The sequence below is a fragment of the Streptomyces sp. NPDC031121 genome (assembly GCF_055570615.1).
Genome location: NZ_JBVIGV010000003.1, coordinates 97,249 through 117,968, shown reverse-complemented (window position 1 = coordinate 117,968; position 20,720 = coordinate 97,249). Strand labels below are relative to the sequence as shown.

Here is a 20,720-nt window from a genome sequence, read left to right as displayed (position 1 = left end):
GAAACCGTCCGGCAGATCGATGGATGGGCAGATACACCCCATCTTGCCAGCCGTCCACCCCGAGGCGGAAACCAGTAGCCCCGCACCCCCCGCCGGCCACCCCTGCCGGGCCCCGAGCCGGCCCGGAGCCGCGGCCCTCCTGAGCCGCCACCACCCCTTGGCTCCCGGAGCCCGAGCGCCCCCGCCGGAGGCGTCGGCGACCCCGACCCTGCCTGGCGTGCGCCCGGGTGGAAGCGGTCAGCTGTGGCGGTAGACGGTCAGGGCGTGCGGGAGGGTGTCGACGACCAGGGACTGCGGCGCGCGGGCGTACTCGCCGTCGTACGCCAGCGGGGTGCCGGGCGGGACCTCGTCGATGCGCAGGTGTGCCAGGCGGGTCGCGGTGTGGACGGGGGACCGGGACAGCGGTCCCGCGAAGGCGGCGGCGAGGAGCCGCGGGCCGGGGCGGCCGCCACCGTGTACGAGTCGCACGTCCAGCAGGGCCTCGGCGAGGCTGTCGCGGCGCCGGGGAGCGGGGCCGGTGCCGTGGTAGGTGCCGTTGCCGGCGAAGAGCAGCCAGACGTTCCGCGGCCGGCCGGCGAGCCGCAGCCGTACGGGCCGCTCCGAACGCAGCACCCGCCAGGCCGCCAGCACCATGGCCGGGCCCCCGCCGATACGGGGCGTCCAGTGCAGGCGGTGCCGGAGCAGCTCCGGGTAGGCGCCGATGCTGAAGGTGTTGAGGAAGTACCCGGCACTTGCGGAGCCGGAAGCGGCGACCGGGTCGTAGCTGCCGGCGGCGACCGGATCGAGACCGGCCGCGAGGGCCGCATCGGGCCCGCGGGCGTCGACCGGGCCGGAGTCTGCGGCGGCAGCCGGTCCCACCGGTTCGGGGCCGGGGGTGAAGCGTCCGACGCCGACCTTGACGGCGCGGCCCTCCGCGACGGCCCGGCACGTCTCCTCGGCACCGGTCAGGCCGAGGTCCAGTGCGAAGTGGTTGAGGGTGCCGCCGGGGAACACGGCGAGCGGCAGTCCCGCCCGCAGGGCCTCGGTGGCGGCGGCGTTCACCGTGCCGTCGCCCCCGCACACCCCGAGCACGGCTGCCCTGCCCGCGGCGGCTGCCAGCTCCCGCCGCAGATCGGGGCCTTCGCATTCGACGACCTCCGCCTTGGGCAGGCGCTCCCGCAGTACGTCCAGTCCGGCCTCGGCAGCGGTACCGGATCCGGCGTTGACCACGACAACGAGGCCTTCCCCGTCGGGCAGGGCGGGGGCGTCGACGGCATCGGGCTCGTCGCCGGGGACGGCCCGCGCCTCCTCCAGCCGCTGCGCGATGCGGCGGACGGCGAACCCTGCCGCCACGCCGAGGGCCGCGCCGGCGGCCACGTCGGACGGGTAGTGCACCCCGGTGTAGACCCGGGAGAACGCCACCGAGGCAGCGACGGGGGCCACCGCCGCGCCCAGGGCGGGCGCGTGCAGCACGAGCCCGGTGGCGAACGCGAACGCGGACGCCGAGTGCCCGGACGGGAAGGACGTCGTCTGCGGCTGCTGGGCGAGCTGCCGTACCGCCGGCACCCCGTCCAGGAGGGGCCGGGGCCGGCGTACGGACCACTTGCCGACGGTGTTGATCGTCGCCGAGGCCAGTGCGAGGGAGGCACCCGCCCGGAGCGCCGCCTTGCGGGCCCGGGCGGAGCCGAACGCGGCGATCGCGAGGGCGGTCCCTCCCCACAGCACCCCGTGGTTGGCGGCCCGCCCGAGGCGCGGCAGCACCCGCTCGGCCCCCGGCCAGTGGTGCCGGGCCACCGCGTCGAACAGCGCCCGGTCCCACCGCGCTGCCGTCCCTCTCAAGGTCATCTCATGATCGGCCACCCCTCGCGCTTACCCCGGCCCGCACTCCCGGAACCGGTCCACCGCCCCGCGGCCCCCGTCCAGCCGACCCGAAGGCGGTCCGGGACCCCGCGACGGCACCGGGCCCGCCCCCACCCCGGCGACCACAGCCGCCGGACCACCCGCCCACGACCGGCCGCGCCCCCTCGACCGCCGGCGGTGCCGCCCGGGACCGGGAGCCTGCGGCGGCCCTGCCCGCTCCAGCCACGGCCCAGGCGCCCGGGGCACCGGCTGGCCGGAACCGCAGCCGCGGCAGGCCGGCGGGTCGGTGGCCCGGCGGCGGGGTCCGGTCACTGCCCCGGCCCGCCCCGGCGGACCCCGGCAGCCGCTCGGGTCGTCCGCCGCCCCCGCCGCCCCCGTGGTGCGGCGCGGCGACGACAGCAGCACCGCCAGGGGCGGCGGCCTACGCCCGTTCCTCCTCGTCCAGCGGCCTCTTGCGGACCATGAGGACCACCAGGCCGCCCAGCACCACCAGGCCCACCGCCAGGGAGGCGATGACAGGGGTGGCGGCGGAGCTGCCGCTGGTGGCCAGGCGTTCCTCCTCCGGGGTGGTTTCCGGTGAGGTGGCCGCCAGGGCCGGGTGAGGGACGGCGGTGTCGGCGGCGGCGCCGGCCTCCGTGACGACGGCCTGCGGCCAGAGCGCCGTGGCCTGCGCGGTGACGGCGGATGCACTCGATCCGGCCACGACCTGGGCCTGGGTCGGCAGGCCGCTCGTGAGGACGCGCCCGACGGGCACCTTCGTCGACCCCTGCACGGTGACGGTGGCGGTCCCGTCGGGGGTGCCGACGGGGACCTCGAAGTACAGCCGGCTGCCGTTTGCGGCGGCCGTGACCGGCTTGCCCTCGGTGTCGACGATGCGCACGCCCATCGCGACGGCCGCCGCGTCGGGGGCGACGGACACGCTCTGGGCGCCCGTGCGGACGGTGACCGGGCCGAGCCTGCTGCCGACGGGGCCGGACACGCTGCCCGGGTCCAGCCCGAGCGAGGCCGGCGGCTCGGGCAGCCGGCCGGCGGACCGCTGGAGGTAGTCGGCGAGCTTCTCGGCGGCCGGGTCGGCCGCCTCCACGTTCGCGCCGTCGGCGAGCCGCCAGATCGCCACCTGGGTGCCGGCCGCCGCGCTCTCCGCGGTGAGCGCGCCGGCGCCGGCGGCCTTGGCGAGCCCGGCGAGGTCGTTCAGCTGCGGATAGGAGTGCTCCAGGACCCAGCGGATGCGGCCCGCCTCGGCGTTCCCGGCCAAGGGGCTGCCGCCCCAGGCACTCTCGGTGTAGCGGGCGTGCGGCTGGGCGTGGCCGGCCACCCCGACCCCGTACGTCTGGAGGGTGCCGCCGCCGTCGACCCGCATCTCGTAGAGCCCGGCCGGGATCTGCCGGACCGAGCCGTCGGGGGCGCGCAGGACCGCCTGCCCGTACGTCTTGAGTCCGTCCAGTACGGCGCTGGCGCCTTCGGGGGTCCGGGGCGCCGGCGTGCCGGTGTCGGCGGCTGCGCGGGCTCCGGGCGCGGCGGTGAGGGCCGCGGCCAGCAGCGCGGCGGCCAGCGGGCGGCGCGCGGCGGTGCGCCCCGCCGCGGGGGCCGCTTCGCCGCCGGGTCTCGGGGAGCGGGCCGCGGCACGGCCGGCTGCCGGCGCCGCGGCGCGGGCCGCGGCAGGCAGCGGATCAGGTGCAGCAGCAGAGCCGGAATGTGAAGCGGAGGATGCGGGAACGCCAATCGACACAGTCTTCCCCTTCGGGCCAAAGACCCAGGTGCCCGTGAGTACCGGGGAATCCTAGCCTCATCGAACACTCAGACCACCGCCGACTTCTGAGTCACCATCAGTGTCGGTTCGGCCCTGGTGATCCTGCGGAACGCGGCGGTGCCGCGGTTGAGGTCGTGCCCGATGGCGGTGGCGTCGATCTCCGCCGAGAACCAGCGGTTCCCCTCCGCGTCGGGCGGGTCGTCCCGCACCCGCAGCCGGCCGTGCACGACGAGCGGCTCCCCGACCGAAACGGAACCGGTCAGGTTGACCGCGAGCGCGCGCCGGGCCCACACCGTGTAGAAGCTGGTGGCCCCGTCCGTCCAAGCGTCCTTCCGGCGGTCAAAATACCGTGGTGTGACGGCGAATCGGAACCGTGCGGAGGGTCCGTTCGCGGTTTCCTTGTAGTCGATCTGCGTGGCCACGCAGCCCACCAGCGTCACCAGCGTGTCGTTCACGGCGGCCGCCTCCCCTCGTCGTGCCCGAGCGGCCTTTCCGCACGGGCATGACCAGACTCGCCCGGACCCCCAGATTCCGCTTGCGCCTGTGGATTACTGGCGGGTTGTGGACAACTTGGCCACCGCCGCGTACTGCTCGCGCACCTCCCGGTACCGCAGGAGTTCCGCGGCCACGGGCTCCAGCACCCGGGCCCGTCCGCAGCCGGCCGCCGCCTGCCGCAGCCGCCGCTCCGCGTCCTGCCCGTACCGCCGCGCGGGCCCGCGGGCCGCGAGCGAGCAGGCCCACTCCACCAGCGGCCCGCCGACGATGCCCGACGCCATCAGCAGGACCGGCGGCAGCAGATGCGGCGGCAGGACCCCCGCGATCTGCCCCACCAGCCACAGGCCGCCATAGATCTGGAGGAGCGTCATCGCGGCCTGCGCGAGGACCGCCGCCGGCCACCACGCGGGCCGCGGCGGCTTCGTTTCGGGCGGGGCGGCCGCCGGCCCCAGCGTCAGCGCGACCTCGTCCAGCATCTCCGGCAGCTTCTCCCCGCCCCGCACCGCGGTCTCCCGCACCGCCTGCGCCCACGGGTCCGGCAGCCCCGTCGCCGCGGCGTCGGCGACGGCCCGTACCGCCTGCTCCACCCGCTGCCGGGCCGTCACCTCGGCCTCGGCGGGCGACTGCGACTCCGCAGCCAGGGCCGCGCCCCGGCCGCCGATGGCCGCCAGCGCCGCGAGCCCGGACAGCGTGCGGGGGGCGCGCCGGTTTTCGTACCAGCGCCACAGCCGCAGCCAGGGCGTCCCGCACGCCTTCCCGGCGTTGCGCCGCCAGGCCCGTTCGGCGGCGAGGCCGGCCGCGCTCGCCCCGACCGCCTCCGCGAGCCGGTCCTCGAACCCGGCGCGCGCCGCCTCCGAGATCTCCGCTCCCGGGTGGCCCTCGGCCACGTACAGGGGCCGCATCCGGCCGGCGGCGCAGTCGACGTCGGCCGAGATGCGGCGGGTGGCCGCGCCCCGCTCCTGCGTGAACTGGCCGAGCAGCTCGCGCAGCTCTCCGACGCCCTCTCCGGTGAGCGCGGACAGTCCGAGGACGGTGGCGCCGGGCTCGCCGTGCTCTCCGAGGGCGATGCCGTCCTCGTCGAGCAGCCGGCGCAGGTCGTCCAGGACGAGGTCGGCGGCCTCGCCGGGCAGCCGGTCCACCTGGTTGAGCACGACGAACGTCACCTCGGCGTGTCCGGCGAGCGGCCGCAGGTACCGCTCGTGGAGGACCGCGTCCGCGTACTTCTCCGGGTCGACGACCCACACGACGGCGTCGACGAGGGCGAGGACGCGGTCCACGTGGTCGCGGTGGACGCCCAGCGCCGAGTCCAGGTCGGGCAGGTCCACCAGGACCAGGCCCCGCAGCGCCTCCGTCTCGGGCGTCTCGCGCGGGCGGCGCCGGAGCCGGCCGGGGATCTCCAGCCGGTCCAGCAGGCCGGCCGCGCCGTCGGACCAGCTGCAGGCGATGGGCGCGGCGGTGGTCGGCCGGCGCAGCCCCGTCTCGGAGATCTGCACTCCGGCAAGGGCGTTGAAGAGGGTGGACTTGCCGCTTCCGGTGGCTCCGGCGATCGCGACGACGGTGTGCTGCGCGGACAGCCCCCGGCGCGCCGCCGCCTCGTCCAGGACGCGGCCGGCCTCGGCGAGGGTCTGGCCGTCGAGCCGGGTCCGGGAGAGCGCGACGAGCTGGCGAAGCGCCTCCAGGCGGGAGCGCAGGGCCTGCGCCTCGGGGCTGAGCGGCGCCGGCGGAGTGCGTCCGCCGTCGCTGCCGGCGCCGGACAGGGCGCGGACGAGCGCGTCGTCGCCCTCGTCGCCGCCCTCGTCGTCCGGTTCGCCGGGGATGGGGCGGGAGCGGGCGATGAGGCCGTCGTCCCAGCGGTCGTCGGTGCGGTCGGCCAGGGCGCTCACCGCGTCACCTCTCCTTCTGCAGTACGGACAGCGCCGCGATGAGCTCGGCCTGCGGCTCGGGCGTCACTTCGAGGGCCTCCAGGGGGGCCAGCCGCCGGTCCCGTTCGGTGCGCAGCACCTCTTCGAGGTGTTCGGCGACGAGTTCGCCGCCCCGGTCGCGCAGCCGTACGGCGGCCTGGACGCCGATCCGCTCGGCGAGCTTCTCCCCGGCGGGCCGGGCCCGCCTGCCGCCGAGGAGGGCGGCGGCGAGGAGGGAGGTGACGGCGTCGGGGTCCGGCGGGGGCTGCCGGTCGAGGGCGGCGACCTCCTCCTCGACGAGCTCTTCGAGGACGCGCCGCCAGCGGCGGACGGCCAGGCCGATGCGCTCCGCCGCCTCCCGGTCGGCTGCGGGCGGAGGCAGGGCTTCCGCGGCGGGTTCGCGCCGCCACGCCTCGGCGATCCTCTCCTCGGCGGCGGCGACCGCGCACTGGAGCAGGGCGGCGAGGGATTCGGCCAGCGAGTCGAGGAGTTCGTCGGCGGTGGTGTCGAGGGGGTAGCCGCGCCAGCGGGTGAGAGCGTCCCCGGCGAGTACGGCGCCCTGGTCGAGCCGGGCCCGGACCCGCTTGCCCTCCTTGCGGTACGCGTCCTCGACGGCCGTGGTGAGCCGTACGGCGGCGGCGTACTGGGCGGCGACGGCGGACGCCAGCTCCGGCATGCGGCGCCGGAGAGAGTCCAGGGCGCCGAGCGCGGTGCGCCCGACGGCGTACTGGCGGGCGGCGGGGTCCTCGGCGTGGTGGGCGAGCCAGGCGCCGAGCGGGGCGACGGCGCTGGCGGGCAGCAGCCCGCCGCCGCCCGCGGACTCGGGCAGCTCGGGCACGGTGAAGCGGGGAACGTCGCCGAGTCCGGCGCGGGTGAGGAGGGCCCCGTACTGGCGGGAGACCTCCGCGAGGACCTGGTGGGGGACGCGGTCGAGGACGGTGACGAGGGTGGCCTTGTACTGCTTGGCGGTGCGCAGCATGTGCCAGGGCACGGCGTCGGCGTAGCGGGAGGCGGTGGTGACCATCACCCAGACGTCGGCGGCGCAGATGAGCTCGGCGGCGAGTGTCCGGTTCTCGACGACGAGGGAGTCGATGTCGGGGGCGTCGAGGAGGGCGAGGCCGCGCGGCAGGCCGGTGACGGTCTCGATGCGCAGCTCGCGGGTGGCGGCGGAGCCGGAACGGCCGCGTCCGCCGGGGGTGCCGCGGCCGGCGTGTCCGGTGGCGCCGCGGCCTCGGCCGCGGGCGGGGTACGTGTCGTCCTCGTCGGGCGGCGCCCAGACGCGGAGCAGGTCGGGCAGGACCCGCATGCCGGCGAACCAGTGGTGGTCGTCGGGGTGGCAGACGAGGACGGGGATCCGGGTGGTGGGGCGCAGCACGCCGGCCTCGCTGACCTGGCGGCCGACGAGGGAGTTGACGAGGGTGGACTTGCCGGCCCCGGTGGATCCGCCGACGACGGCCAGGAGCGGCGCCTCGGGGGACTTCAGGCGCGGTACGAGGTAGTCGTCGAGCTGCGCGAGCAGCTCGGCTCTGGTCTGGCGGGCGCGCGGGGCACCGGGAAGGGGCAGCGGCAGACGCACGGAGGCGACCCGGTCGCGCAGGGCGGACAGGGCATCGAGCAGCTGAGGCCGAACATCCAAGGTCACCACATGGGAAGAATGCCCAATTTGGGACCCTTTTTGAAGCTTATACGCCCTCTGCGCGCCGACCGCGACTCCGGAGGGACCTTCCGGTCAGAGCAGACGAGTGGGGCGCAGGCATAACGAGTGCACAACACCCGGCCCGACGCGGCGCAAAAGCGGTGCGAGAATCGCACCTGCCTGCGATTATCGGGACCGCTTCACCGAACCTCCACATCGTGGCACGCGGGTGAAGCAACCGGGACAAGGCGACCGGAGCCCTATCCTTGACCCGGCACGGACGACAGTCCCACCCCCACCCCGGGGCTCCAGGCCGCCACGGCCGCCTTCCGGCCCCCGTAGCTCAGTGGATAGAGCAGGTGCCTTCTAAGCACTTGGCCGCAGGTTCGAGTCCTGCCGGGGGCACTCTCCTTATCTGACCAGCGGAAACGCTGGTCAGAACTCTTTTCGGCACCTTTACACGGCACGAGGAGCCAAGTGCCCGGCCGGACGGGGTGCAGGCGTTCGCATACCCCGGACCGAAATACGGCCGAATTCCTCCCGCTCAACGCCGGGCCGCCGCCTCGGCGCGGAGGAGGCGTTTGTCCGGTTTGCCGTGGGAGGTGAGCGGGATGTCGTCGCGCCAGAACACCGCCGTCGGGCGGTAGGCCGGGGCGAGGGCGCGTTCCACGAGGTCGCAGGCCTCGGCCGCGGCCGCCCCGTCGGGCGTGCGGCCCGCGGCCGGGACGAGGAAGGCGCACACCTCCTCCCCCGCCGCCCCGCCGGGCCGGCCGACCACGGCGGCGCGGGCGACCGCCGGATGCCGCGCGAGGGCAGCCTCCACGGGCAGGCAGTACACGTTGTCCCCGTCGACCATCACCGCGTCCGCGAGCCGGTCGTCGAGGTGGAGGTAGCCGTCGGCGTCGGTGTGGCCGAGGTCGCCGGTGCGCAGCCAGCCGTCGCGGAGCACGGCCGCCGTCAGGTCGGGGCGGCCCCAGTAGCCGGACATCACCGCCGCCGACCTGGTCCACACCTCGCCGGTCCGCCCGGCGGGCAGCGGCCGGCCCTGCGGGTCGCGGACCTCGACCTCCACGCCGGCGGCGGGCCGCCCGACCGAGGTCAGCAGCTCCGGCCGGTCCCTGACCGCGGCGTCGTGGTCGGCGGGGGTCAGCCGGCAGATCACCGCGGACTCGTTCATTCCGTACCCCTGCTGCCAGCGGCCGCCCCAGCGGGTGACCGCCTCCCGCAGCCGCTCGGGCAGGACGGGCGCGGCGCCGTACGAGATGACGCCGAGCCCGGGGATCCCGTCGGCCGTCGCCGGGTCGTCGAGGAGCCGGTAGAGCATGCCGGGCATCAGGTACGAGGCCGCGGGCGCCAGCCGCCGGCAGGCGGCTGCGAACTCCCGCGGCTCGAAGGCCGCCAGGATCTCCGTACGGCCGCCGGCGCGCAGCTGCTCCAGGCAGCGGCCGCCCGCCCGCTGGGCGAGGGAGGTGACGGACACGTACGCGGGCGGCTCGCCCCGCTCGCGCGTGGCGCGCCCGTCGGTGCGGGCGGCGAGCGCCCGGAACGTGGACGCCACGCCCTTGGGGACTCCGGTCGTGCCGCCGGTGTACGCCACGCGGGCCACGTCGTCCTCCCGGGCGGCCACGGGTACCGGGACGGCGTCGCGGGCGTCGGCGGCCCGCAGCAGCGTGTCGAGGGAGAGCAGCCCGGCCCCGGCAGCCGGGACGGGGATGTCGTGGACGACGAGCGCGGGGCGGCAGTCGCGCAGGATGAAGTCCAGCCCTGAGGTGTACGGGTCGGCGACGACCTGGGTGAGGCGGGCGCCCAGCACATGCGCCGCGAGCCGCAGCTGGACCACCTCGCTCCGGTTCCGGCCGAAGACGACGGCGAGGCCGGTGCCGCGCCCGACACCGCGGTCCGCGAGTTCCCCGGCCAGCCGGTGGACGCGGGCCAGCAGCCCGGCGAAGTCCAGCACCTCGCCGCCGGATCCGAGGGCGGGCCGGTCCCCGTACCGCTCCAGCGCTCCGACCAGGTCGGCCACGTACCGTGCCCGTGCTGGCGCCATGCCCACTCCTCTCCTCGGGAAGCGGAGGCGACCGTACGCGCCGGGGGCGGGTGCCCGGCCGGCGTGTCCGCTTCCCGGTGCTGCCGCGGCCCGGCGCCCGCCGGCCATGGGCGGCATGACGGACGCGTCCCGGGCACGCCCGTTCGGTCCGGCCGCCGCCTGCTGCGCCGGCCACCGGCCCTTCTACCCGCCCGAGCCGTGCGACGCACTGGCGAGCCCGCCGGGATTCCGCCGGTCGTGGCGCGCGCCGCCGGCATCGGGGCCGGTGGCCGGGAGCGCGAAGGCCCGAGTGGGGGCTGGGGCCGAAAGTCGCCGTCCGTTGGGGCGGGTCGGCGGTCAGGTGGCGGGGACGTCGGCCGGGGTGTCCTGCGAGGACACCCCGAAGGTTTTCACGGCCTGGTAGTACGTCCAGGCGGTGCCGTCGCAGGACGTCTTCCTGGCGCCGGAGTAGCCGGCGCACACGCGCTGCAGGTCGGCGTGGAAGGCCTCGTCGAGGCGGGCCTTGTGGGCGGGGAAGGTGCCGGCCCTCTTGAAGTTGCGGTAGCCGAAGTCGTGGCGGGCGCAGGCGTTCCGGAAGGGGAACCCGAGGGGGTTGTCGGGCGAGGAGGAGCAGTGGTCCGTCGACCAGTCGAAGCCGTACGCCGCCCACGCGCCCGGGTCGGCACGCGCCGCGGCCCACGCGGTGTAGCTGGCGGAGCCGGTCTGCGTCCACCTGACCAGCACCTGCGGCTTGTCGGCGGGGACGGCGGAGGCGGGAGCGGCGAGGACGAGCACGCCGGCAGCGGCAGCGGCAGCGGCGACGCGGGCAAGGGTACGACGGCTGGGCACGGAATCCTCCTGGAGCGGGAGCCGGGGGACACCGCGCGAGCCACGTCCCGCGGCGGAGAGGGACTCCGCCCCGCAGCAGGACACGACGCCGCCCCGATCCCCACGCCCGCTACAACGGCGCGGCGCGGCCCGGGTGTCGGGGCGGGCGGGAGCGCAGGTGTCGCCTGTGACCTGTCCCCCTCAGGCGTCAGGCGGCAGGGGGCCGGCGCCAGGCGTGTCGGGCCTGCCATCCGGACCATGCAGTCCTCAGGTACCAGTCCCCGTCAGACCTCAGACAGATCTCACGTTCGTCCTGGGAGGGACGCCGGACGACGGCCCCCCGACCGAGACTGAGGGCATGAACCGCCGTCCCCTCGTCATCGCCGCCGCCGTGGCCGCCGTGGTCGCGACCGCCGCGTTCGCGCTGCCCAACCTCCCGCCCAACCCCCTGACCGACCCGATCACCGACCAGGTGTTCCAGGAGAAGAGCAAGCGGTACCCGACCGCCGCCGACGCGCCGCGGCGCGGACCGGAGGCGTTCACGCTGCCGTCGTGGGTGCCCGAGGACGCGAGGGACATACGGATACACGCGCGCACCACCGGGGGCGGGGCCCGCCTGATCCGCTTCACGCTGGGCTCCGCCCCGCTCGACGGGCCGCAGTGCCGTTCCGGGGCGCCGAAGCGGCCCCGGGGGCGGGAGTTGGACGCCAAGTGGTGGCCGCGCGGCATACGCGCGCAGGAGCGGCCGGAATGCCGGGACGCCCACCAGTACCAGGTGGCGGTGCGCGGCAAGCGCGTCTACGCCTGGACCGACGGCACCCCCTCCCCCGGCACCGCACCCGGCCGGTCCATACCCGCCGTGGCGCGCTGACCGCCACTCCCGCGGGCCGCTGCGGGACCCAGGGGTGCGGGAGCGGCAGCTGCTTGCGCCGGAGCCGCCATCTCCCGGCGGCGGGGCGGAACTTCACGGCCGATCCCCTCGTCCGGCGCGCGGAGGGCCTCCTCTACCCTCGTCGGGTGAGTACCTTCGTGAACCGGCTCGGCGAGGACGTGCCGCGCACCGGCGAGCCGCCGCACGGTGACGTCGCGGCGGCGTGGTCACTCGACACCACCCTCGACGTGGTCGGCGGCCACCGCATCGAGGAGGCGCTCCCGCTGCTGGACGCCGAGGAGCGGGACCGGGCGGAGCGGTTCGTACGGCCCGGCGACCGGCACCGCTACCTCGCCTCCCACCTCGGGCTGCGACTGCTGCTCGGCGGATACCTGGGGCTGGCTCCGGAGAAGGTGACACTGATCCGGGAGGCGTGTCCGTGCTGCGCCGCGCCGCACGGCCGGCCCGCGGTGGCCGGTGGAGGGGTGCAGTTCTCGCTCTCGCACAGCGACGACATGGCGTACCTGGCGTTCGCCGGGACGGCGGTCGGGGTCGACGTGGAGAAGGTGCCCGGTGACGACGTGGTGGCGGATGTCATCGACCTGCTGCACCCGTCCGAGACGGCGGAGCTGGCCGCGCTGCCGGCGGCCGGGCGGCGGATCCCGATGGCCCGGATGTGGGCCCGCAAGGAGGCCTGCCTGAAGGCCACCGGCGTGGGCTTGGCGGACGGTCTGGCCGAACCGTACGTCGGCACCGGTCCCCACCCGGCACCGCTCGCCGGCTGGTACCTGACGGACCTCCCGACACCGCCCGCCTACGCGGCCGCGCTGGCCCTCAGGACCTGACCGCCGCCCACTGCGTGCGAGGGGTGCGCCGGGACCCTTGCGGGCAGGCGGAGGTGCCGGGCGGGGCGCGCCACGCCGGGGTGGCGGGGGCGGGATGTTCGCGGCGGGGGCCGTTATGGTGGCCGCCATGGACATCCTCCGGGCCACCACCGTTGCCGAACTCCAGGCTGCGGAAGGGCTCTTCGACGGTCCCGCACCCCTGGACCGGTGCGAGCGGTTCCTGTCGGCGCCGGGGCACGTGATGCTGATCGCGTATGTGGACGGGGTGCCCGCCGGGATGGTCAGCGGCGTCGAGATGAGCCACCCCGACAAGGGGACCGAGATGTGCCTGTACGAGCTCTCCGTCGACGAGGGCTACCGCCGCCGCGGCATCGGCCGGGCGCTGACCGAGGCGCTCGCCGCGGAGGCCCGCGACCGGGGCTGCTACGGCATGTGGGTGGGGGTCGACACCGACAACGAAGCCGCGCTGGCGACGTACGACTCGGCGGGCGCCCGCGACGAGGGTGTCTTCGCCATGCGCGGCTGGCCGCTGGCCGACTGACCCTCCCGCCGGCGTACCGGTCCGGCCGCCGCCGGCGTACCGGTCCGGCCGTGGGCGGGGCCGTCCAGTCACCGGCGTGCCGGCCGGCACCGGCGGCCTGCTGCTCCGCCTCCCTGCCGCCTCCGCCCACTGGCCCCGATCTGATGTCACATCAATTCCTGTCTGCCTCCGACCGAAGGGAGCCATTGACTTCTCATCGGCGCGACGCATCAATGACGGCCACCGCACCGGCTCGGCCTCCTCCCCACAGCGGGTGGGCGGGAGGGGTTCGTCCGACGAAGGAGTGGCGACCCAGTGAGTAGAACGCTCCCACGCAGAATCCTGGCCGGGGCGGGCGCGCTGTCCCTGGTGCTGGCGGCCGGCGCGGCCGGTCTGGCCGGCACGGCGCAGGCGGCGACCAGGACCACGCCCGTCTTCGAGAACTGCGACGCCCCGGCCCCGCAGCCGGACGGCTCGGGCACCCAGGACTACACGGTGACCCTGCCCGGCACCGCGAAGGCCGGGGACACCGTCCCCGTCACCATCGACCCGGGCGCGAGCCCGCTGATCCCGGGGTTCTCGATCACGACGGTGAACACCACCAAGCTCACCCTCAAGGTCGGCGGCACCACCCAGCTGGTCACCAGCCCGCCGGAGACGGTCAGCGTCGTGGCCGGCACCCCGCTCGACCCCAAGCCGTTCTCCGGGACGGTCCGCATCCCCGACGGCACCGAGGGCACCGCGGTCGACGTCCGGCTGGACCTGGCCGTAACCGACGCCGACCTCGGCGGCACGGTCTTCACCACCACCTGCACCCCGGCGCCCCGCCCGAGCGCCGTCCTCGGCTCGGTCGCCGTCGAGGCGCTGCCGAAGGATCCCGTCACGACCAAGGCGACGCCCAACAGCGGCGGGGCCGGCACGGCCGTCACCGTCAGCGGCGCCAACTTCCCCGCCGGGCCGGTCACCTGCTCGGCGCTGCTTGCGGGCGCGCCCACCGGCGACACCGGCACCGGTTCCGCGGACGCGTCGGGCGCCGCGACCTGCCTGCTGACCGTCACGAAGAAGGCCGACGCCGTCCGGATCGACGGCTCGGCCGCCCCCTACAAGTCCTTCGTGTTCGTCGAGGACCAGGCGGGGGTGAAGAACCCCGTCGACATCGAGGTGCTCCCCGGCCCGCTCGCGCTCGGCCCGGAGGCCGGCCAGCCGGCCGTCTCCTTCCCGCCGGTCACGATCAACGGCAAGGCCCAGTCGGTGGTCGGCGCGTTCCACGCCGCGGCCGTCCGGGACTTCCGCGGCGGCACCCTCGGCTGGGACGTGACGGCGACCCGTACGCCGTTCCTGAACCAGACGACCGGCCACTCCATGCCGCAGGCGCAGCTCGGCATCCAGCCGTCCTGCACCGTCACCAACCCGGACAGCCCGAGCACCTGCACCGCGGGCGCGCCCGGCGCGATCACCGACACGCCGATGAAGGTGGCCTCCCAGGCCCCCGGCGGCGAGGAGCTGACCGGCGGCGAGTTCGCGGTCGGCGGCGCCGGGATGATCCAGCTGCCGCCGTTCGTGTTCGCCGACACCTACCAGACGGTCGTCACCTTCTCGATCGCCTGACCCGCCCCTCCGCGCCCCGAGGGGAGCCCCGATGCGCTGCCGCACGCCCCGCCCCGGCCCGGCCCTCTGCCTGCTCCTGCTGGCCGCGGCGCTGCTCCTGCCCGCGGGGTCCCGGGCGTCGGCGGCGGACAACGGCACCTGGTCCGTCTTCCCGACGCCCGCCGCCGGCCGCACGGACCGGGCGTACTTCTTCCACCAGGGCGCGGCCGGGACGGCCGTCTCCGACAGCGTGACGGTCCTGAACTCCTCCGACCGGGAGCTGACCCTGCGGATCTTCGCCGCGGACGCGGTGAACACCCCGGCGGGCGGCGCGTTCGCGCTGCTGCCCGTGGAGCGCCCGCCGCGGGACGTCGGGGCGTGGATCGCGCTGGCCCCGCAGGCCGCGAACCCGGTGACGGTGCCCGCGCGGGGCCGGACGGACATCCCGTTCACGGTGCACGTGCCGCAGGACGCGGCGCCCGGCGACCACGTCGGCGGGATCGTCGCCCTCGGCACCGCCGTCGAGGGCGTCCGCCGGGAGGGCGGGGTGCAGGTGGGGGTCCGGCGGCAGGTCGGCGCCCGCCTGTACTTCCGGGTGCCGGGCCCGGTGGTGCCCGGCCTGAGCGTGGAGGACGTACGGGTCCGCCGCACCGCGCCGCTGCTGCCCTGGACGGGTAAGGCCCGCGCCACGATCTCGTACGTGCTGGTCAACCGCGGCAACGTGGTCGTGGAGCCGGAGGCCGCCGTCACCGCCGAGGGCCTCTTCGGCCGTACGCTGCTGGACCGGCCGGCCCGCGGGCGCGGGCCGGTGCTGCTGCCGGGCGGGCGGGTCGAGCTGTCGGAGCCGTGGCCGGACGCGCCGCAGGCCGACCGGGTCACGGTACGGGTCACGGCGGGGTCGGCCGCCCATCCGGGCCTGTCCGCCGTGGGCGGCACCCGCTTCGTGGCGGTCCCGTGGACCGCCCTCGCCGTCCTCCTCCTGCTCACGGCCGCGGCGGCCGCCCTCCTGCGCCGCCGCCGACACCGCCGGCGCCGGGGCCGCAGCACGGCCGCCCCGCACCCGGAGGAGTCCCCTGCTCCGGCGAGCTGAGCCGAACACGCGGGAACCCCCGGCCGCGAGCGGACGGGGGTTCCGGGCCGGCCTGCCGGCGGGGTCAGTGGTTGCGGGGGAAGCCCAGGTCCACGCCGGCGTGCGCCTCGGAGGGGTCCGGCCAGCGGGTCGTGACGACCTTGCCGCGGGTGTAGAAGTGGACGCCGTCGTTGCCGTAGATGTGGTGGTCGCCGAAGAGGGAGTCCTTCCAGCCGCCGAAGGAGTGGTAGCCCACCGGCACCGGGATCGGCACGTTGACGCCGACCATGCCGGCCTCGACCTCCAGCTGGAAGCGCCGGGCCGCGCCGCCGTCGCGGGTGAAGATCGCCGTGCCGTTGCCGAACGGCGAGGCGTTGATGAGGGCCACGCCCTCCTCGTAGGTCTCGGCGCGGAGCACGCACAGCACCGGGCCGAAGATCTCGTCGCGGTAGGCGTCGGAGTCGGTCTTGACGTTGTCCAGGAGGGACAGGCCGATCCAGTGGCCGTCCTCGAAGCCCTCGACGGTGTAGCCCGTGCCGTCCAGGATGACGTCCGCGCCCTGGGCGGCGGCGCCGTGGACGTACGAGGCGACCTTGTCGCGGTGCGCCTTGGTGATCAGGGGGCCCATCTCCGACGCCGGGTCGCTGCCCGGGCCGATCTTGATCTTCTCGGCGCGTTCGCGGATCTTCTCGACGAGGGCGTCGCCGATGGCGCCGACCGCCACGACGGCCGAGATGGCCATGCAGCGCTCGCCCGCGGAGCCGTACGCGGCGGAGACGGCGGCGTCGGCGGCCGCGTCGAGGTCGGCGTCGGGCAGGACCAGCATGTGGTTCTTGGCGCCGCCCAGGGCCTGGACCCGCTTGCCGTTGGCGGAGGCGGTGGTGTGGATGTGCCGGGCGATCGGGGTGGAGCCGACGAAGGAGACGGCGGCCACGTCCGGGTGCGAGAGCAGCGCGTCGACGGCCTCCCTGTCGCCGTGGACGACGTTCAGGACGCCGTCCGGCAGGCCGGCCTCGGACGCCAGCTCGGCCAGCCGGTTGGCGGCCGACGGGTCCTTCTCGCTCGGCTTGAGGACGAAGGTGTTGCCGCAGGCGACGGCCAGCGGGAACATCCACATCGGGACCATCGCCGGGAAGTTGAACGGGGTGATGCCCGCGACGACGCCGAGCGGCTGGCGGATCGCGGCGACGTCGACGCGGTTCGACACGGACGTGGACAGCTCGCCCTTGAGCTGGGTGGTGATGCCGCAGGCCAGCTCGACGATCTCCAGGCCGCGCGCGACCTCGCCGAGGGCGTCCGAGTGGACCTTGCCGTGCTCGGCCGTGATCAGCGCGGCGATCTCGTCGCGGTGGGCGTCGAGCAGGGCCCGGTAGGCGAAGAGCACCTTGGTGCGGGCGGCCAGCGAGGAGCGGCCCCAGTCCTGGAAGGCCTCCTTGGCGACGCGTACGGCGTCGTCGACCTCCGCGGCGGACGCCAGGGCGACCTGCGTGGTGACCTCGCCGGTGGCGGGGTCGGTGACGGGGCCGTAGTTGCCCGACGCGCCCTCGACGGTCTTGCCACCGATCCAGTGGTTGACGGTCTTCATTGCCTTTGCTCCTTCACAGATGGCGACGTCGCTGAGCGGCTTGCCGGTCGTACTCCTCGCGGGCCGCGACCGCGGCAGCGCGGGTCGCGGTCGCGGCCACGGGAACATCCCACCACGCCTGCGCGGGGGGTGGGCCCGACACAGTGTCGGGTGTTCGGGTCTGCGCGTAGACACATGTGGGACGGTCCGCCTCCCGCGCCTCGGCGAGGGCTTTGCGCAGGTCACCGATGGTGCGGGTGCGGATGACGGCCATGCCGAGGGAGGCCGCGTTCGCGGCGAGGTCCACCGGCAGCGGCGGCCCGCTGTACGTGCCGTCCCCTGCCCGGTGGCGGTAGGCGGTCCCGAACCCCTCGGCGCCGACGGCCTGGGAGAGGCCGCCGATGGAGGCGTAGCCGTGGTTGTCGAGGATCACCACCTTGATCGGGACGCCTTCCTGTACGGCGGTGACGATCTCGGTGGGGTTCATCAGGTACGTCCCGTCCCCGACGAGCGCCCACACGGGCCGGTCGGGGGCGGCGAGCGCGGCGCCGAGGGCGGCGGGGATCTCGTAGCCCATGCAGGAGTAGCCGTACTCGACGTGGTACTGGTCGGCGGAGCGGGCCCGCCACAGCCGGTGCAGGTCGCCGGGGAGGGACCCGGCGGCGTTCACGAGGACGTCGCTGCCGTCGACGAGGGCGTCCAGCAGGCCGAGGACCTGTGCCTGCGTCGGGGCGGCGTCCTCGTCGGGGACGGCGTAGGCCCGGTCGACCTGCTGCTCCCAGCGGGCCTTGGCCTCGCGGGAGGCGGCGGTGTGGGCGGGGTCGGCGCGGTGCCCGGCGACGGCGGCGCGGAGCGCGTCGAGGCCTTCGCGGGCGTCGGCGACGAGCGGGAGCGCGGCGAGCTTGTGGGCGTCGTACGGGTCGAGGTTGAGCCCGACGAACCGGACGGCGGGGTCCTGGAAGAGGGTCGCGGAGGCGGTGGTGAAGTCGGTCAGCCGGGTCCCGGCGGCGATGACGAGGTCGGCGCGGCGGGCGAGGCCGTCGGCGGCGGCGGTCCCGGTGTGCCCGATCCCGCCGACGTCGGCGGGGTGGCCGTACGGCAGGGCGCCCTTGCCGGCCTGGGTGCAGGCGACGGGGATGCCGGTGGCGTCGGCGAACGCGGCCAGCGCGGCCCCCGCCCCGCTGTGGCGGATCCCGCCGCCGGCGATGACCAGTGGCCGGGCGGCGGCCCGTACGGCGTCGGCGGCCGCGGCGAGTTCGCCCCGGTCGGGCAGCGGCCGGCGCACGCGCCACACGCGTTCCGCGAAGAACTCCTCGGGCCAGTCGTGGGCCTCGGCCTGCACGTCCTGCGGCAGGGCGAGCGTGACGGCGCCGGTCTGCACCGGGTCGGTGAGCACCCGCATCGCTTCGAGGGCGGCCGGGACGAGGGCTTCGGGCCGGGTGATCCGGTCGAAGTGGCGGGAGACGGGGCGCAGGGTGTCGTTGACGGACACGTCGCCCGCGCCGCGGGCTTCGAGCTGCTGGAGGACGGGGTCGGCGGGCCGGGTGGCGAAGGTGTCGCCGGGCAGCAGGAGTACGGGGATCCGGTTGATGGTGGCGAGGGCGGCGCCGGTGACGAGGTTGGTGGCGCCGGGGCCGATGGAGGTGGTGACGGCGTGGGTGGAGAGCCGGCCGCTCTGGCGGGCGTAGCCGACGGCGGCGTGGACCATGGCCTGCTCGTTGCGGCCCTGGAGGAACGGCATGCCGGCGCGGCCGGTCTCCAGGAGGGCCTGGCCGATCCCGGCGACGTTGCCGTGTCCGAAGATGCCCCAGGTGGCGGCGATGAGCCGCGTCGTGCGGCCGTCGCGCTCGGTGTACTGGCGGCTGAGGAAGCGGACGAGCGCCTGGGCGACGGTGAGCCTCATCGGGTTTCGTCCTCCGCTCGGGGGAAGGGCAGCCTGGGGTCGACGGCGAGGCCGGGCCAGGTGTCCCGGATCCAGGCGTGGTCGGGGTGGTCGCGGATGAGCCAGGCGCGGGCGGGGTCCGGTCCGGCCATCACGTTCAGGTAGTACATGTCGTGGCCGGGGGCGGCGATCGACGGGCCGTGCCAGCCGTCCGGGATGAGGACGGCGTCGCCGGTGCGCACCTCGGTGAGGATGTCGGTCCTCCCGCCCGGGGAGGGGCTGACGCGCTGGTAGCCGTAGCCGGGGGTGCCGCCGCGGGGGGCGATCTCGTAGTAGTAGACCTCCTCCAGCCGGGATTCGCGGCCGGGGTGGTGCTCGTCGTGCTTGTGGGGCGGGTACGAGGACCAGTTGCCGCCGGGGGTGAGGACTTCGACGGCGATGAGGCGGTCGCAGTCGAAGGCGTCGGCGGCGGCGAAGTTGTTCACCTGGCGGGAGCAGCCGCCTGCTCCGCGGAGTTCCACGGGCACGTGGCGGGCGGGCCCGTACCGGGGCGGAAGCGTCCGCTCGCAGACGGCGCCGGCGAGGGCGAACCGGCCGCCTCGGGGGGCGGTGACGCGGCTGCGGCTGTCCCGCGGGAGGTAGGCGAAGTCGCTGACGGCCGCGAAGACGGAGCTCCGGCCGTGCAGGGAGAACGCGGCGCCGGGCGCCGCCCCCGCCCCGCCGCCGGGGGTGCAGTGCACCCGCGCCGCGCCCCGGAGCGGCAGCACGATCCACTCGCAGCCGCCGGCCTCGTGCGTGTACGCCTCCCCCGGCTCCAGCTCCAGGATGCGGAGCCGGGCGTGCGGGAGGTCGTGCGCGGTCACCTCTGCCATGCCAGGGCCTCCTCGACCTCGTCCGGGTGGGGCATCGCGGAGGAGCAGGCGAGCCGGGAGGCGACGAGGGCGCCGGCCGCGTTCGCGTACCGCAGGATCCGCGGCAGGTCCCAGCCGGCGAGCAGCCCGTGGCAGAGGGCGCCGCCGAACGCGTCGCCCGCGCCGAGGCCGTTGACGACGTCGACCTTGACGGGGGCCGCTTCGGCGGTGGTCCCGTCGCGGTGCACGGCCAGGACGCCGTCGGCTCCGCGTTTGACGACGGCCAGGTCGGCGCCGGCGGCGAGCAGGGCCCGCGCCGCGGCGTACGGTTCGGACTCGCCGGTGGCGGTCTCGCACTCCTCGGGGTTGCCGACGGCGACGGTGGCGAGGCGCAGCGCCCGCGCGTAGTGCTCGGCCGGGTCCTCCCGCCAGAGCGCGGGCCGCCAGTCCAGGTCGAAGACGGTCGGCCCGGTCCGGGCCCGCGCTTCGAGCGCGGCCAGGGTGGCGGTCCGGCTGGGCTCCTCGCTCAGGCCGGTGCCGGTCGTCCAGAGGATGCGCGCCGCCCGCAGGGCGGCCGGGTCGAGGGAGTCGGCGGTGATCTCCAGGTCGGGGGCCTTGGGGTGGCGGTAGAAGTAGAGGGGGAAGCGGTCGGGCGGGAAGATCTCGCAGAACGTGAGGGGGGTCGGCAGCGCGGCCACCTCCTCCACCCAGCGGTCGTCCACGCCGAACGCCCGCAGTTGGGCGTGCAGGTACGCCCCGAACGGGTCGGCGCCGGTCCGGCTGATCAGCGCGGTGCGCCGGCCGAGCCGGGCGGCGGCCACGGCGACGTTCGCGGCGGAGCCGCCGAGGAACTTCCCGAAGGTGTCCGCCTCGGCGAGCGGTACACCCGTCCTCAGCGGGTAGAGATCCACTCCGATCCGCCCCATGGCGATGAGGTCGAACACGACGTCGTCCGCTGTGGTCGTCACCGGCTCCCCGTCCTCCACTCGTTCCGCACCAGTCCTGCCCGCCCACCCGCCCCGCCAGTCCCGCCCCGCAGGGCCGGTCCCGTCCCGC

General features: G+C 75.9%; 16 protein-coding genes and 1 tRNA gene. 6 read left to right on the top strand and 11 right to left on the bottom strand.

Going from position 1 to position 20,720, the window contains the following annotated elements; translation table 11 throughout:
- Positions 1-237: 237 nt before the first annotated feature.
- From ACZ462_RS06180 to ACZ462_RS06160, 5 genes are all read right to left on the bottom strand, one after another.
- A complete protein-coding gene (locus ACZ462_RS06180) occupies positions 238-1,818 on the bottom strand; it encodes a phosphatase PAP2 family protein (protein ID WP_467807194.1) in 1,581 nt (526 codons plus the stop codon).
- A gap of 442 nt (positions 1,819-2,260) precedes the next feature.
- Entirely contained in the window at positions 2,261-3,568 is a 1,308-nt protein-coding gene (locus ACZ462_RS06175) for a thioester domain-containing protein (RefSeq protein WP_467807192.1), read from the bottom strand.
- 68 nt (positions 3,569-3,636) lie between these two features.
- A complete protein-coding gene (locus tag ACZ462_RS06170; RefSeq protein ID WP_467807190.1) occupies positions 3,637-4,044 on the bottom strand; it encodes a single-stranded DNA-binding protein in 408 nt (135 codons plus the stop codon).
- Positions 4,045-4,137: 93 nt separating this feature from the next.
- Positions 4,138-5,967, bottom strand: a complete 1,830-nt coding sequence (locus tag ACZ462_RS06165) for a GTPase (RefSeq protein ID WP_467807189.1) — start codon at positions 5,965-5,967, stop codon at positions 4,138-4,140.
- A 4-nt stretch (positions 5,968-5,971) separates the two neighbouring features.
- Positions 5,972-7,621, bottom strand: a complete 1,650-nt coding sequence (locus ACZ462_RS06160; protein WP_467807187.1) for an ATP-binding protein — start codon at positions 7,619-7,621, stop codon at positions 5,972-5,974.
- A gap of 332 nt (positions 7,622-7,953) precedes the next feature.
- Here ACZ462_RS06160 and ACZ462_RS06155 point away from each other — a divergent pair.
- Positions 7,954-8,026 (top strand) — tRNA-Arg (locus ACZ462_RS06155).
- A 139-nt stretch (positions 8,027-8,165) separates the two neighbouring features.
- Here the strand turns inward: ACZ462_RS06155 and ACZ462_RS06150 are convergent.
- Complete coding sequence (locus ACZ462_RS06150; RefSeq protein WP_467807185.1) at positions 8,166-9,668, bottom strand: class I adenylate-forming enzyme family protein; 1,503 nt, start codon at positions 9,666-9,668, stop codon at positions 8,166-8,168.
- A 336-nt stretch (positions 9,669-10,004) separates the two neighbouring features.
- Positions 10,005-10,442 carry a phospholipase gene (locus ACZ462_RS06145; RefSeq protein WP_467807246.1) on the bottom strand — a complete coding sequence of 146 codons (438 nt, stop codon included), beginning with the start codon at positions 10,440-10,442 and terminating at the stop codon, positions 10,005-10,007.
- Positions 10,443-10,833: 391 nt separating this feature from the next.
- Between ACZ462_RS06145 and ACZ462_RS06140 the strand changes: the two genes are divergently transcribed.
- From ACZ462_RS06140 to ACZ462_RS06120, 5 genes are all read left to right on the top strand, one after another.
- Positions 10,834-11,346 carry a hypothetical protein gene (locus ACZ462_RS06140; RefSeq protein WP_467807184.1) on the top strand — a complete coding sequence of 171 codons (513 nt, stop codon included), beginning with the start codon at positions 10,834-10,836 and terminating at the stop codon, positions 11,344-11,346.
- 146 nt (positions 11,347-11,492) lie between these two features.
- On the top strand, positions 11,493-12,191 hold the full coding sequence (locus tag ACZ462_RS06135; protein WP_467807183.1) for a 4'-phosphopantetheinyl transferase family protein: 699 nt from the start codon (positions 11,493-11,495) through the stop codon (positions 12,189-12,191).
- Between the two features lie 127 nt (positions 12,192-12,318).
- Positions 12,319-12,732, top strand: a complete 414-nt coding sequence (locus ACZ462_RS06130; RefSeq protein ID WP_467807180.1) for a GNAT family N-acetyltransferase — start codon at positions 12,319-12,321, stop codon at positions 12,730-12,732.
- A gap of 294 nt (positions 12,733-13,026) precedes the next feature.
- Positions 13,027-14,319, top strand: a complete 1,293-nt coding sequence (locus tag ACZ462_RS06125) for a hypothetical protein (RefSeq protein WP_467807179.1) — start codon at positions 13,027-13,029, stop codon at positions 14,317-14,319.
- A gap of 31 nt (positions 14,320-14,350) precedes the next feature.
- The gene (locus ACZ462_RS06120) at positions 14,351-15,388 is read left to right on the top strand and encodes a WxL protein peptidoglycan domain-containing protein (RefSeq protein WP_467882518.1); all 1,038 of its coding nucleotides are present in this window, start codon (positions 14,351-14,353) and stop codon (positions 15,386-15,388) included.
- Positions 15,389-15,452: 64 nt separating this feature from the next.
- Here ACZ462_RS06120 and ACZ462_RS06115 read toward each other — a convergent pair whose 3' ends face one another.
- From ACZ462_RS06115 to iolC, 4 genes are read right to left on the bottom strand one after another with little or no spacing between them, the layout of a single operon-like run.
- On the bottom strand, positions 15,453-16,952 hold the full coding sequence (locus tag ACZ462_RS06115; RefSeq protein ID WP_467807177.1) for a CoA-acylating methylmalonate-semialdehyde dehydrogenase: 1,500 nt from the start codon (positions 16,950-16,952) through the stop codon (positions 15,453-15,455).
- A 13-nt stretch (positions 16,953-16,965) separates the two neighbouring features.
- A complete protein-coding gene (gene iolD, locus ACZ462_RS06110) occupies positions 16,966-18,834 on the bottom strand; it encodes a 3D-(3,5/4)-trihydroxycyclohexane-1,2-dione acylhydrolase (decyclizing) (protein WP_467807175.1) in 1,869 nt (622 codons plus the stop codon).
- Positions 18,831-19,685 (bottom strand): 5-deoxy-glucuronate isomerase, encoded by an 855-nt coding sequence (gene iolB / locus ACZ462_RS06105; protein WP_467807173.1) that lies wholly within the window; start codon positions 19,683-19,685, stop codon positions 18,831-18,833. The genes iolD and iolB overlap by 4 nt, the downstream gene beginning before the upstream one ends.
- On the bottom strand, positions 19,673-20,590 hold the full coding sequence (gene iolC / locus ACZ462_RS06100) for a 5-dehydro-2-deoxygluconokinase (protein WP_467807245.1): 918 nt from the start codon (positions 20,588-20,590) through the stop codon (positions 19,673-19,675). The genes iolB and iolC overlap by 13 nt, the downstream gene beginning before the upstream one ends.
- Between the last annotated feature and the right edge of the window lie 130 nt (positions 20,591-20,720).